Raw genomic sequence first — 12,964 nt, 5'->3', positions numbered from 1 at the left:
CTGTGACAACAGCTCATCTGTATCGCAAACTATCACTGTGACCGATACGACGGCTCCGGTGGCAACAAATGATCTATCAGACATAACAGTAAACTGTAATGCTATTCCAGATGTACCTACATTAGTTTTTGACGATTGTTCAAATGATATAATGATTACCGATTTTAATGAAGACAACTCATTTGATGGAACAAATAACGATTATGAGATAATTTGGACATGGGAGTTTACAGACTCTTGTGGCAATATTGGAACTGCTTCTCAAATTGTATATGTAAATATGGTAGATACGATTGTTTATGAAAGTGACAGTAGATGTTCTGATGATGGTATAATTGATTTATTTGACTACTATTATGGAAATGATATGTCTGGTACTTGGGAAGTGATTTCTGGTGATACAACCTTAAACGGTAGTGATTTTGACCCTTCAATTGTAGAGTTAGGAGATTATGTGTTTAACTATACTGTTGCAGATAACGGTTGTTTAAGCACGACTGAAGTAACATTAAATATCAATGATGACTGTATTGTATTGCCTTGTGGTAGTGAGAATGTAAAAATCTCTAAAGCAGTGACACCTAATGGCGACCAATGGAATGAATATTTTGAAGTTACTGGAATAGAAGACTGTGGATTTGTAATAGAAGTGAAGATATTTAACCGTTGGGGAGCAATGATTTACGAATCTAACAATTATCAAAATAATTGGAACGGTACAACTTCTAAATCTTCAGTTGGAAATGCAGATAAAGTACCTAATGGAACATATTATTATATTCTAACGTTAAAAAATAGTGGATTGAAACCTATTACTGGATATGTCTACTTAGGAACCAAATAAAAACTATAACCTATGAAACTTATTAAACATTACATAGTTGCGTTGGCATTATTGAGTTGTACGGTTGGAATTGCTCAACAATTACCTCAATTCACTCAATATATGTACAATACTATCTCAATAAACCCTGCATACGCAGGTAGTCGAGAAACTTTAAGTGTCGTTGGTCTGCACAGAAGTCAGTGGGTTGGCTTTGATGGTGGACCAATTACCCAAACACTTTCAGTCAATTCGCCTTTACGAAATGAGAAAATTGGTGTGGGATTGTCCTTCATCAATGACAAATTAGGTGATGAACGTTTTTCATATCTATATGGAGATTTCTCTTACACCATTCAAACTGGTGAAAAAACCAAGTTGGCTTTTGGTATAAAAGGTGGATTTACAAGTTATAGTTTAGATAGAAATGCCGTTGATCCCAACGGACAAGATCCAAACATTTATGGTATTGAAGATAGATGGAGTCCAAATATTGGAGCTGGTGTATACTGGCACTCACAAATGTGGTATTTAGGACTTTCTGCACCTAGAATATTGAATACGGATTACACAAAAGGCAATAACAACCAAGATATTGCCGCTTTGGAACGTGTAAGCTACTATTTTACTGGTGGTTATGTTTTTACACTTAGTGAGAACACAAAATTAAAACCAGCTTTTTTAGTTAAAGCGACCAATGGTGCCCCTTTATCATTTGATATTACAGCAAACTTTTTGTTCTATGAAAAATTTTGGCTGGGAGCTGGGTATCGAATTAACGAAAACACTTCAGCTTTAGGTGGAATTGCAGATTTTCAAGTTTCCAAACAATTTAGAATTGGTTATGCGTATGAATATCCACTTTCTGAGCTAAATGATTACACTGGTGGAACCCATGAAATTTTAGTCATGTTCGAGTTGTTTAAGCCAAAACGAATCAAATCACCTAGATACTTCTAAAATATAACAGCATGAAAACAAAAATCTTATTCTCAATTATAATTGCATTAAGTAGTACGTTTCTTTTTTCCCAAGAAAAGGTTGCTGACAAATTTTTTGACAACTATGCTTATTTAAAAGCTGCTGAATTATACGAAGAAGCAGTGAAAAATGGTGAAGATAGCGAACATGTACTAACCAGGTTAGGAGATTGTTACTACAACAATTCCGACTCTAAACAAGCAGCTGTTTGGTATGGCAAAGCTCTCGAAAAATATTCAAATAAAATTAGCCCTGAATATATTTACAAATACATCCAAACGCAACGTAGTTTAAAAAACTATGAAGAAGCAGATAAATGGTTTGAAAAATTTAAAGAAAGGCAGGATAACGATAGTCGTGCCAGAAAAGGAAAAGACAACAACCTACATTTATACGAAAAATTAGCTTCAACAGCTGGTAGTTATGTAAAGGTAGATAACCTTCCTATAAATTCAAATTATTCAGATTTTGGAGCTTTTGTAAATGAGAACACCATTTACTTCGCTTCTGCCAGAGATACTGAAAATGATATTTACAAATGGAATAACGAGCCCTTTCTAGACCTTTATCAAGGAACCATTTCAACAACAGATGGTAAAAAAGAAGTTTCAGATGTTAAAAAACTATCTTTTGAAGGTGTAAGAAGAGACAATTTACATTCTGCAGATGCTGTATTAACCAACGATGGTAAAACCATGTATTTTTCCAGAATGAATGTTGGCAAAAGAAATAGAGCTCGTGCAGATAAAGAAGGAACTGTTCAATTAAAAATATACAAGGCTACACTTGTAGACAGCACTTGGTCTGATATTGTTGAACTTCCTATTAACAGTGATGATTTTTCAACCTACCACCCAGCTTTGAGTCCAGACAATAAAACCTTGTACTTTACTTCAGATCGTGATGGTGGTTTAGGACAAACAGATTTGTACAAAGTAGAAATTAAAGGAAACAATAGTTATGGAGAAGTTTATAACCTTGGGCCAAAAATAAATACCGAAGGTCGTGAGGGCTTCCCTTTTGTTGCCAAAGACAGTACTTTATACTTTTCTTCTGATGGATTCCTGAATCTTGGTCTTTTAGATATTTATAAATCTGATTACATAAAAGATGAAAATGCAGAAGTTATAAACCTTGGTGCACCTTACAACAGTGGTTACGACGATTTTGCTTTCTTTATAGACTCTGAAACCAATGAAGGTTATTTTTCATCCAATAGACTAGATGGTAAAGGTAGCGACGATATTTACGAGTTCACTATCTATGAATGCAAACAAAAGGTAAAAGGTATAGCAAGAAACAGTAAAACCTTGGAACCATTGGCCATGACTACTGTTCAACTTATTGATGAATCTGGTAAAATTGTTGGGGAAATCACAACCAATGAACTAGGTGAGTATGCTTATGATGTAGATTGCAACAAACAATACAAAATACTGGGAAGCAAACCAGATTATAAAGATGCTTTATTAGCCTTAGAAACTACTGATGAGCATGAAAAAGTTCATGAAGCCGATTTATTGCTTATCCCTCTTATTAACGATAACGAAATTGTAATTAACCCAATATTCTTCAACTTTGATAAATGGGATATTAGACCAGATGCAGCTTACGAGTTGGAAAACATTGTATCTGTTATGAGAGAACACCCTAATATGATCATTAAAATTGAATCCCATACAGACAGTCGTGGATCTGATAGTTATAACATGAAACTCTCAGACAGAAGAGCTAAATCCACCAGAGACTACCTATACTCTAGAAACATTGCTCAAGAACGTATAGAAAGTGCTATTGGTTATGGAGAATCTCAGTTGGTAAACGAATGTTCCAATGGCGTACCATGTACGGAAGCTCAACATCAAGAAAATAGACGTTCAAAGTTTATTATTCTTAATGACGAAGAAAATTAGCAAATAAACATAGAAAACAAGTGTAATAAGATTTAGTTTTTTTAATATCTATAGCTTACATATTAAACCTTCCTAACAATAATCTTATCACCTAAAAGCCACTCAATTTGAGTGGCTTTTGAATTTTATAACAGTCCCCCTTAAGAAATTTCCATTAATTACCACTATTGACTCAAAAAAATGTCACACAAACTCCATATTAATTTAATTACAATGGTTTCAAAGCTTAAGAAAGAGTTTATATGCAAGTATGGAGAATGAGTATTCAATACAATATATTTAGATGAAATTAAGCGCAGGATATTATCTGGAAAGATAAGATTAAACAGAACTTAAACTTCCTTAAAAGAATAAGAGCATCATGTAAAAAAAACCACTCTACATTGATTTGTAGAGTGGTTTTCAATTTGCTATTAATTAAAACTTAGGTTTATTAATATAAAATAAATATAGCTTACATATTGATTTTTTAGTTGTTCCTAACTTATTATTTTTTTACAAAAATATTTGTGTAATACCATTTACCTTGACTGTTCTGTTCTGCAGAAATATCAAAATCGGTAAAATCCCCTTCTATATTTTCCCTGTGTCCAGGGCTGTTTAACCATGCATTCACAACAGATTCAGCTGTAGTGAAACCGTAGGCCACATTTTCAGACACCTTATTGGCTCCTGCATTGTTAATTAAATATGTTTTACGCTGATAAAAATTATCATGTGATACGTTATCATGCTCTATCATATAATCTGTATGACTGTAAGCTTGGGATTTAATTAATTTCATGTTGTTAAGTGGATTCAATCCTATGCTTAACCTGTAATCGTTAATTAATTCCACAATTTCAATTTCAATAACTTTGGTTTCAGGAACCACAATGTTTGTAGTGGTATTTTCTGCAGTTTCATCAAGGCTATCAGTTGAGCACGAAAATGATAGCATCGCAATTAATACCATGATTGGTAGTAAAGTAGGCTTTTTCATTGTTAGGTAATTTAGATTTGGTACTGCTAATTTAAATTCCTAATTAGAAAAAACTGTTAAAGAAATGTTAAAATCGATAAACTACATGTATTTTGTCGATATTTTAAACATTTAATCGATGAAGCACGTGTTTAAAACAAAGAATTGAGTATTTCAACGGATAAATTATGGAGATAATCGATTTTTTATCCAATCGTACTCAGGAGTTAGTGTATATCTTATTCTGTCGTGCAATCTATTGGGTCTTCCTTGCCAAAACTCCATTTCTACAGGTTCTACCATAAATCCTCCCCAATAAGGTGGTCTTGGTATCTCTTTGCCTTCATATTCCTTTTCCAGTTCGGCCAGTTTTTGTTCTAGCGCTTCCCTACTCTCTATAACCTCACTTTGGTGGGAAACTATTGCTCCCAACTGACTTCCCCTTGGTCTGGATTCAAAATACCCATCGCTTAAATTGTCAGGAATCTTTTTGGCTTTGCCTTTAATAATTATCTGTCTTTCTGCTCCATGCCAAAAAAAGGACAAGCACACATGTGGATTGTTTGAGATGGCTTTGCCTTTTTCGCTATGGTAATTGGTATAGAAAATAAAGCCTTCATATGTGAACTTTTTAAGAAGAACAATTCTACTTTTAGGATAACCGTCCAGACCAATGGTAGAAATGGTCATGGCATTGGTTTCTATTTCAGGAAAGAATTTATCAACTTCAAAAAACCATTTTTGAAATAATTCCAATGGGTTTTCGGGTGTGTCTTCCAGCAAAAGTTCATGTTTTTCGTACGATTTTCTGTAACTGCCTAAGTCTGCATCCATTATATTAAAAATATGTTTTTTTACTATATTTTAGTTTTATTGCTTAACTATTTCTTATAAATTTATGGAATAATTTTCCCAAAATGACATTTGAAAATAGCAAACATTTTAACCTACTTCCCAGTTCAAAAATAGAGTTTTCTTTTGGTACCTTCTTCTTTTTAGAGAAAATAATTATCTCTGAGTTAAATGAAGGCATCCATTTTGACTGGGGAAAAATTGAACAAGTTATCTCTGCAATTGGAGAGCATTATGGAGACCAATTTGAGGTAGGGTTTATATCCAATAGAATTAACTCCTATTCCATAGAGCCCCAATTATGGATTGATTTTTACAAAGAATATAATTTTATTGCAGCTAGTGCTGTAGTGGCATATAATAAATTTAATTATAAAAATGCAACCCTTGAAAAACACTTTTCCAAAACCAGCATCAAGAGGTGTCAGACTTTAAATGAAGCCATAGAATGGATTTTAAGCCTAAAGGAGTTTAATTAAAAACTAAAAACCTTACCATCTTTGGCCAATTCCACATGTTTAAAAACAGTTTGGGCTTCTTCCTTAAATAGGTCCAAATTATCGTACCTGGTTGAAAAATGCCCAAGAATTAAAGTACCTACATTTGCCTGTTTGGCAATACTGGCAGCTTGTTTGGCTGTGCTGTGTTTTGTTGGAATGGTCAATTTTTCGTGTTTCTCTAAAAATGTGGCCTCATGATACAAAGCTGTAACTCCCAGTATATTGTTTACCAACTTTTCGTTATATGCAGTGTCACTACAAAAGGCATAACTTCTGGGCTCAGGAGGATCTTTGGTAACTGTCTCATTTTTTACTAACTTCCCTTTATTGTTTTCAACATCAAACCCTTGTTTTAACTTATTAAAATAAGCCATATCTATATCTGCTTCTATTGCTGCATTCATATCCAGTTTTCTAAGTCCAGGTTTCTCCTTAAAAAGAAATCCGTTGGTATAGATCCTGTGATCCAATGGTATGGTGTAAACAGCTACTTTCTCGTCTTCAAAAATCAATTCTGGTTCATGGGAAGTCAATTCGTGAAATATAAGTTGATAGTTTGTCCATGAATTGGCCAGTTTCATTTGAAGCGTCACCAATTCTTTCAAGCCTTTAGGTGCGTAAATATGGAGTTCTGTTTCTCTGGTCAATAACCTAAATGTAGAAATAAGCCCAATTAATCCAAAATAATGGTCACCATGAAGATGCGAAATAAAAATATGTTTAATCCTGTTAAACTTCACTTTGTTCCTACGCAATTCTACCTGTGTTCCTTCGCCACAATCTATTAAGAATATATGATTGTTAATTTCCAAAACCTGAGACGTAGGATTGGTATTGATACGTGGTGTGGCACTATGACAACCTAAAATGGTGAGTTTCATTATCTTGTTTGGCGTTTAGTTGTTTGTTGTTTAGTGGTAGACAACTTAACAACAAACAACTTTACAATTCAACATTTTTTCAGAATCCGAGATCACGCTCCATTTCTTCCATTTCAATAATGTCGTATGCTTCTTGAAGGGTTGGCACAACCACTATCTCGTCTGGCATCTCGTCCAGGTTTACTTTATCTGAAACTATTACAAACGAATGTTTTGATTTTCTGTGTGTGTTTGAAATTTGCAAAAACTCGATAACATCCTGAAGGGTTATAGACTGAAGACTTGTTAAGGATACAATAATATTATCGTTTTTATATCGATTGTAAACCACATCCAGTTTTTTTACCAACTCTGTTACAGATGCTTTTTCTTGGGTGATTATGGTAATATTACCATCTTTGTCTATAATCATAATCTTATTGTTTTATTTTTGAAGCTAATAAATATATTACAGCCATCCTAACTGCAACACCATTTTGCACTTGGTCCAAAATGATAGCTTGTTTGGAATCTGCCACATCGCTTGTAATTTCCACACCACGATTTATAGGTCCTGGATGCATGATTGTGATTTCTTTATCCAAAGAGTCCAATAGTGCTTTATTCACACCAAATTGTTGGGTATATTCTCTGGTAGAAGGAAAATAGCTAATGTCCATTCGTTCGTTTTGTACACGAAGCATGTTTGCAACATCGCACCAATTAAGGGCCTTTTGTAAGTTGGTTTCAACCTTTACGCCTAATTTATCTATGTGTTTGGGCAGTAATGTTTTTGGTCCACAAACCATAACATTGGCTCCTTGCAATTTAAGGGCATAGATGTTTGACAAAGCTACCCGACTATGTAGAATATCTCCAACAATAACAACATTTTTCCCTTTCACTTCCCCTAAACGCTCCCTTATTGAATAAGAATCCAGCAAAGCTTGTGTAGGATGCTCATGAGCGCCATCTCCAGCATTAATGATACTTGCATCTACATGTTGTGACAAAAACACGCTGGCTCCTGGGTTTGGATGGCGCATCACAACCATATCCACTTTCATGGAAAGGATGTTGTTAACTGTATCTATCAAGGTTTCCCCTTTTTTTACTGAAGATTGGGATGCTGAAAAATTAATGACATCTGCCGAGAGCCTTTTCTCAGCCAATTCAAAAGAGAGTTTGGTCCTAGTGGAATTTTCAAAAAATAAATTGGCAATGGTGATATCTCTAAGTGAAGGCACTTTTTTTATGGGTCTGTTAATCACTTCCTTGAAATGATCGGCAGTTTCAAAAATAAGTTCAATATCTTTTTTGTTAAGATATTTTATTCCCAATAAGTGGTTGACACTTAATTCACTCATTTTTATTCTAAGTTTATAGTTTAAAGTTTAAAGTTGATTTAATCAATCTCATATAAAACATTAAACCGTTTTAAATTATCATTTTCAACTTTTAATTGCTAATTAAGTATACGGCATCTTCTCCTTCGTTTTCCAACCAGTTCACCTTGACTTTCTCGTTGTTAATGGCATCTACCTGTCTGCCTCTGTAATCTGGCTGAATGGGCAAATGTCTGCTAAAACGTCTATCTATTAAGGTTAGGAGTTCTATTTCTTTAGGTCTACCAAACGACTGGATGGCTGTTAATGCTGAACGGATGCTTCGGCCTGTATACAAGACATCGTCTATAAAAACAATGTTTTTATCTTCTACCAAAAAATTTATTTCAGTGGTGTTGGCTTCAAGAGGTTTTTCGCCTCTTCTAAAGTCGTCCCTAAAAAATGTGATGTCCAAAAGCCCCAACTTTACATGTTTTATTTTGTAATCTTCTTTAAGGATTTTTGTCAGTCTTTCTGCCAAAAATTTACCTCTTGGCTGAATACCTATTAACACTGTGTTTGCGAAGTCTGTATGTTTTTCAATTAATTGACAAGCCAATCTGTGAAGAATGATGTTTACCTCTGTGGCATTAAGTAACATTTTTTGACCCATACTATCCAAACTTAATTGGTGAACAAAGTTAAGTTAAATTATTGTGGTTTACAATGCATTTTCTTTCAAACCTTTTTATCTAGTGGAAGTGAGACAAAGAACAGGTGGTTTTAATTACAGGGCATAAAAAAAGCCTTCAAACTATTTGAAGGCTTTTTTATATAATTGAAACACTTAGACTGTGCTTAGTGTAACAAGTAGACTTAAAGATTATTTCTTTCCGTCCATTTTATCTTTAAGAGCTTGTAAAGCGTCGTTAGCATCACCTAAGGTTGGTTTTGCTTCTGCAGCTTGAGCTTCTGCTTTTTTGGCAGCAGCTTTTACGTTTGCAGCTTCTTCTTCTCTAAAAATAGCAGTATGGGAAGCAACCACACGTTTAAACTCTTTGTTAAATTCAATAATTTTGAATTCGGCAGTATCTCCTTTTTTAAGTTTCTTTCCATCTTCTTTTTCAAGGTGACGGGAAGGAACAAAAGCAACGATGTCTTCGTTAAATTCAATAGTTGCACCTTTATCAACAACATCAGCGATTTCTGCTGTATGAACTGTGTCTAAAGCGAATTCAGTTTCGTATTTATCCCAAGGGTTTTCAGTAGTTTGTTTGTGACCTAAACTTAATTTACGTCCTTCTACATCCAATTCCAGAACAACAACATCTAAAGTATCACCTACGTTGCAGAATTCACTTGGGTGTTTTATTTTCTTGGTCCAAGATAAATCAGAGATGTAAATCAATCCATCAATACCTTCTTCCAATTCCACAAACACACCAAAATTGGTAAAGTTACGTACAATACCTTTGTGCTTGGATCCTACAGGGTATTTAGATGTAATATCTGTCCATGGGTCTGGAGTTAATTGCTTAATACCAAGAGACATCTTACGGTCTTCTCTATCCAAGGTTAGGATTTGTGCTTCAACCTCGTCTCCTACAGAAACGAAATCTTGAGCCGAACGTAAATGTGTAGACCAAGACATTTCAGACACGTGGATCAATCCTTCAACACCATCAGCCACTTCAATAAAAGCGCCATAATCTGCAATAACCACTACTTTTCCTTTTACTTTGTCTCCAACTTTAACGTCTTCTCCAAGAGCGTCCCAAGGATGTTTGCTTAATTGTTTTAAACCTAATTGGATTCTTGATTTATCTTCATCAAAATCAAGGATAACCACGTTTAATTTTTGATCCAACTCAACAATTTCGTTTGGATGGTTGATTCTAGACCAAGAAAGGTCTGTAATATGGATTAAACCATCTACACCACCAAGATCGATAAAGACTCCATAAGAAGTTATGTTTTTAACAACACCTTCCAATACTTGTCCTTTTTCCAGTTGACCAATAATTTCTTTCTTTTGTTCTTCAATATCAGCTTCGATAAGTGCTTTATGAGAAACCACAACGTTTTTAAATTCGTGGTTAATTTTAACCACTTTAAATTCCATTGTTTTGTTTACATACTGATCGTAATCCCTAATTGGTTTTACATCAATTTGAGAACCTGGCAAGAAGGCTTCGATACCGAAAACATCTACAATCATACCACCTTTGGTTCTACATTTAACAAAACCATTAACGATTTCGCCATTATCATGCGCAGCGTTAACACGATCCCAAGCTTTAATTACACGAGCTTTTCTGTGAGATAATATCAATTGTCCTGTTGCGTCTTCACGCACATCAATTAACACTTCAACTTTATCTCCTACTTTTAAGTTTGGATTGTAACGGAATTCGTTTAAAGAAATTACACCTTCAGATTTTGCATTGATGTCAATAATAGCATCGCGATCTGTAATGTGAATAACTTCCCCTTCAACAACTTCATCATTTAAAGTGTCAACGAAATTTTCAGCTACTAATTTTTCAAATTCCTGTAATTGAGAATCTTCAACCTCATCAATACCTTCTTGGTAATTGTGCCAGTTAAAATCTTTTAAGAATTTTTCAGGGTTTGCTTGAGCTTCAGATACTACTGGAGCTTCTACAGTTTTTGCTTCAGTTGCTTCAACTTCAGCTTGTTTTGCTTTTTCAGCCATTTAAAATTAATTATGTAATGGTTACGGTTTTCACTTTTAGGATATACGGTAACATTACGTTTGTATTCTGTGTTGTCTCAGAAAAATTAAGCGATTAACACACAGAAGTGTTATTAAATATTTGTTTTCAACTCCTTCTAATTTCTGACTCTTCGCTAAAAGGAGTGCAAAATTAATGATTTTTGATAAAATATCCTAATGTATTTTTCTTAAAATTAAGAGCTTACTGTTTGCTTTATAACTTGGTCTCAACAAGTTGAAGGATTTTGTTGAATTGCTCTTCTAAACTTAGGTTGGAATTGTCTATTTCTATGGCATCTTTTGCCTTTACTAGTGGGGAATCCTTTCTGTTGGAGTCTATGTAATCGCGTTCCTGAACATTGTGGAGCACCTCGTTATAAGATACCTGCTCCCCTTTTGAAAGCAACTCTTGATATCGTCTGTTTGCTCTGGTTTCAGGTGAGGCTGTCATAAATATCTTAAGTTCGGCATTAGGGAACACAACGGTTCCTATATCACGACCATCCATTACAATACCTTTGCTTTCGCCCATTTTTTGTTGTTGCTTAACCAATAATTCCCTGACTTCTGATATTTCGGCTACCTGACTAACAAAACCTGAAACTTCCAAGGTCCTAATTTGTTTTTCAACATTCTTGCCGTTTAAATACACTTCGGCATAGCCCAAATTCGGGTTAAATGTAAAAGTGATGTCTATTTGATCTAAATGTGCTATTAAATCCTGAACGTGAAAATAGGTGTTGCTTATAAAATGATGTTGCATAGCATACCAAGTGACTGCACGATACATGGCTCCAGAATCCACATAAATATATCCCAAATGATTGGCTAATTGTTTGGCAACAGTACTTTTACCTGTTGATGAAAATCCGTCTATGGCAATGGTAATTTTATTCATGTATGTGTTTTACGTGAAAAATGGGTATCCAATAAATTGCTTAATTAAGGCAATAAAAATATCATTTTATTATCGTAAATCCAGTTGTAAGCCAAAAAAGTTGGCGTTGGCCGCACTGGTATATCTGGCATGGGTAAAACTAAAACGCATTCTGTTGAGTTTTAATCCAAAACCTGCAGAAATTCCAGAAAAATTTCGTTGATCTACGATTTTAAGCTCACTACCTCTTCTAAAATTATAACCTAACCTGATGTTAAAGATACCTTCGGGAAAAATTTCAGCGCCAATAATGGTATGATTCAATACGTTTTTAAAAAAACCCGACTTCTCTTGGGTTTGATTGCCTTCTAAATCGGTTTCTGCCCTAGCTGGATTTGAAACAGTAATGGGCCATTTCTGTAAGTTTTCAAACGTTAAATGCCAACGTAGAGGCACATGTTCCAAGGTTTGAGACATTCCAAAAGCAATTTCCAAAGGCAAAGGCTCGTTTAGACCAGCATAGGTTGTAATTTGCATTCCAGCATTTCTAACCACTAAGGTTGCCTGAAACTCAATATCTTCGTTTATGTAAATAAGTCCAGCATCTATAGCTGCGCCAAAAGAAGAGTATTGTTCCAATTTGGATGTGATTAATTTAAGGTTTCCTCCTAAATAAAAATTTGAATATCCCAATTGGGCTGCGTAGCCAAAAGAAAGAGCTGCTTCGTTTCCTGTAAAGGAACCTGTAGCGTTACCAACTTCGTCATATCCATCAAAACTTCCGTAGTTAATGTAATTTACACCTACATGTAAAGTTTGTGTACGTCTGTCCCAAGTATAGGCATAAGCTGCAGTGCCATAATTTATGCCTCCCAAGTAACTGGTGTAATTTAAAGCCAATTGGTTATCCATTTCCGGATTAATGGTTGCTGGATTGGTAAGGGCTTGGGTAACATCGTAATCCACATTGGTAAAGACCTTTCCCCCTAGGGCAGCTTGTCTTGGCGAAGAGACCAAATTAAGAAATTGATACGTAGTTTCACCACCAACCTGAGCCGAAACCAAAGTGCTGAGAAGCATTATAAAAACTACCGTAAATCTCTTAATCATACAGGTGCAAAGTAACTAAATCTAT

The 12,964-nt window shown here is 34.7% G+C and carries 13 protein-coding genes; 4 read left to right on the top strand and 9 right to left on the bottom strand.

Annotated elements, in window-relative coordinates:
* The 3 genes from D778_RS13430 to D778_RS13420 all read left to right on the top strand — a co-directional run.
* A partial coding sequence (locus tag D778_RS13430) for a gliding motility-associated C-terminal domain-containing protein (RefSeq protein WP_155949962.1) occupies positions 1-844 on the top strand: 844 nt, incomplete at its 5' end.
* A gap of 12 nt (positions 845-856) precedes the next feature.
* Positions 857-1,783: a PorP/SprF family type IX secretion system membrane protein gene (locus D778_RS13425; protein ID WP_007651649.1), complete on the top strand. Its 927-nt coding sequence runs from the start codon at positions 857-859 to the stop codon at positions 1,781-1,783.
* Positions 1,784-1,794: 11 nt separating this feature from the next.
* Positions 1,795-3,717 (top strand): OmpA family protein, encoded by a 1,923-nt coding sequence (locus tag D778_RS13420; RefSeq protein ID WP_007651647.1) that lies wholly within the window; start codon positions 1,795-1,797, stop codon positions 3,715-3,717.
* Positions 3,718-4,204: 487 nt separating this feature from the next.
* Here D778_RS13420 and D778_RS13415 read toward each other — a convergent pair whose 3' ends face one another.
* Together D778_RS13415 and pdxH are read right to left on the bottom strand one after the other, a co-directional pair.
* Positions 4,205-4,699, bottom strand: a complete 495-nt coding sequence (locus D778_RS13415; protein WP_040492569.1) for a CAP domain-containing protein — start codon at positions 4,697-4,699, stop codon at positions 4,205-4,207.
* 165 nt (positions 4,700-4,864) lie between these two features.
* Positions 4,865-5,512: a pyridoxamine 5'-phosphate oxidase gene (gene pdxH / locus D778_RS13410; RefSeq protein WP_007651644.1), complete on the bottom strand. Its 648-nt coding sequence runs from the start codon at positions 5,510-5,512 to the stop codon at positions 4,865-4,867.
* 83 nt (positions 5,513-5,595) lie between these two features.
* Between pdxH and D778_RS13405 the strand changes: the two genes are divergently transcribed.
* The gene (locus D778_RS13405; protein ID WP_007651642.1) at positions 5,596-6,009 is read left to right on the top strand and encodes a hypothetical protein; all 414 of its coding nucleotides are present in this window, start codon (positions 5,596-5,598) and stop codon (positions 6,007-6,009) included.
* Here the strand turns inward: D778_RS13405 and D778_RS13400 are convergent.
* From D778_RS13400 to porQ, 7 genes are all read right to left on the bottom strand, one after another.
* Complete coding sequence (locus D778_RS13400) at positions 6,006-6,911, bottom strand: ribonuclease Z (RefSeq protein ID WP_007651640.1); 906 nt, start codon at positions 6,909-6,911, stop codon at positions 6,006-6,008. The two genes, D778_RS13405 and D778_RS13400, sit on opposite strands and share 4 nt — an antisense overlap.
* Positions 6,912-6,990: 79 nt before the next feature.
* Entirely contained in the window at positions 6,991-7,323 is a 333-nt protein-coding gene (locus D778_RS13395; RefSeq protein WP_007651638.1) for a hypothetical protein, read from the bottom strand.
* 4 nt (positions 7,324-7,327) lie between these two features.
* Complete coding sequence (locus D778_RS13390; protein ID WP_007651636.1) at positions 7,328-8,257, bottom strand: aspartate carbamoyltransferase catalytic subunit; 930 nt, start codon at positions 8,255-8,257, stop codon at positions 7,328-7,330.
* A 91-nt stretch (positions 8,258-8,348) separates the two neighbouring features.
* Complete coding sequence (gene pyrR / locus D778_RS13385) at positions 8,349-8,888, bottom strand: bifunctional pyr operon transcriptional regulator/uracil phosphoribosyltransferase PyrR (protein ID WP_007651634.1); 540 nt, start codon at positions 8,886-8,888, stop codon at positions 8,349-8,351.
* 210 nt (positions 8,889-9,098) lie between these two features.
* Positions 9,099-10,931: a 30S ribosomal protein S1 gene (rpsA, locus tag D778_RS13380; protein WP_007651633.1), complete on the bottom strand. Its 1,833-nt coding sequence runs from the start codon at positions 10,929-10,931 to the stop codon at positions 9,099-9,101.
* A 235-nt stretch (positions 10,932-11,166) separates the two neighbouring features.
* Positions 11,167-11,850: a (d)CMP kinase gene (gene cmk, locus D778_RS13375; RefSeq protein ID WP_007651632.1), complete on the bottom strand. Its 684-nt coding sequence runs from the start codon at positions 11,848-11,850 to the stop codon at positions 11,167-11,169.
* Positions 11,851-11,919: 69 nt separating this feature from the next.
* A complete protein-coding gene (gene porQ, locus D778_RS13370) occupies positions 11,920-12,939 on the bottom strand; it encodes a type IX secretion system protein PorQ (protein WP_040492566.1) in 1,020 nt (339 codons plus the stop codon).
* Between the last annotated feature and the right edge of the window lie 25 nt (positions 12,940-12,964).

It is taken from the genome of Xanthomarina gelatinilytica (assembly GCF_000348685.1).
Classification (GTDB): Bacteria; Bacteroidota; Bacteroidia; order Flavobacteriales; family Flavobacteriaceae; genus Xanthomarina; species Xanthomarina gelatinilytica.
This window is presented reverse-complemented; position numbering and strand designations above follow the sequence as displayed.

Coding starts and splice junctions, on each gene's coding strand:
- D778_RS13425 (WP_007651649.1), top strand. CDS start 857: ATGAAACTTATTAAACATTACATAGTTGCGTTGGCATTATTGAGTTGT.
- D778_RS13420 (WP_007651647.1), top strand. CDS start 1,795: ATGAAAACAAAAATCTTATTCTCAATTATAATTGCATTAAGTAGTACG.
- D778_RS13415 (WP_040492569.1), bottom strand. CDS start 4,699: ATGAAAAAGCCTACTTTACTACCAATCATGGTATTAATTGCGATGCTA.
- pdxH (WP_007651644.1), bottom strand. CDS start 5,512: ATGGATGCAGACTTAGGCAGTTACAGAAAATCGTACGAAAAACATGAA.
- D778_RS13405 (WP_007651642.1), top strand. CDS start 5,596: ATGACATTTGAAAATAGCAAACATTTTAACCTACTTCCCAGTTCAAAA.
- D778_RS13400 (WP_007651640.1), bottom strand. CDS start 6,911: ATGAAACTCACCATTTTAGGTTGTCATAGTGCCACACCACGTATCAAT.
- D778_RS13395 (WP_007651638.1), bottom strand. CDS start 7,323: ATGATTATAGACAAAGATGGTAATATTACCATAATCACCCAAGAAAAA.
- D778_RS13390 (WP_007651636.1), bottom strand. CDS start 8,257: ATGAGTGAATTAAGTGTCAACCACTTATTGGGAATAAAATATCTTAAC.
- pyrR (WP_007651634.1), bottom strand. CDS start 8,888: ATGGGTCAAAAAATGTTACTTAATGCCACAGAGGTAAACATCATTCTT.
- rpsA (WP_007651633.1), bottom strand. CDS start 10,931: ATGGCTGAAAAAGCAAAACAAGCTGAAGTTGAAGCAACTGAAGCAAAA.
- cmk (WP_007651632.1), bottom strand. CDS start 11,850: ATGAATAAAATTACCATTGCCATAGACGGATTTTCATCAACAGGTAAA.
- porQ (WP_040492566.1), bottom strand. CDS start 12,939: ATGATTAAGAGATTTACGGTAGTTTTTATAATGCTTCTCAGCACTTTG.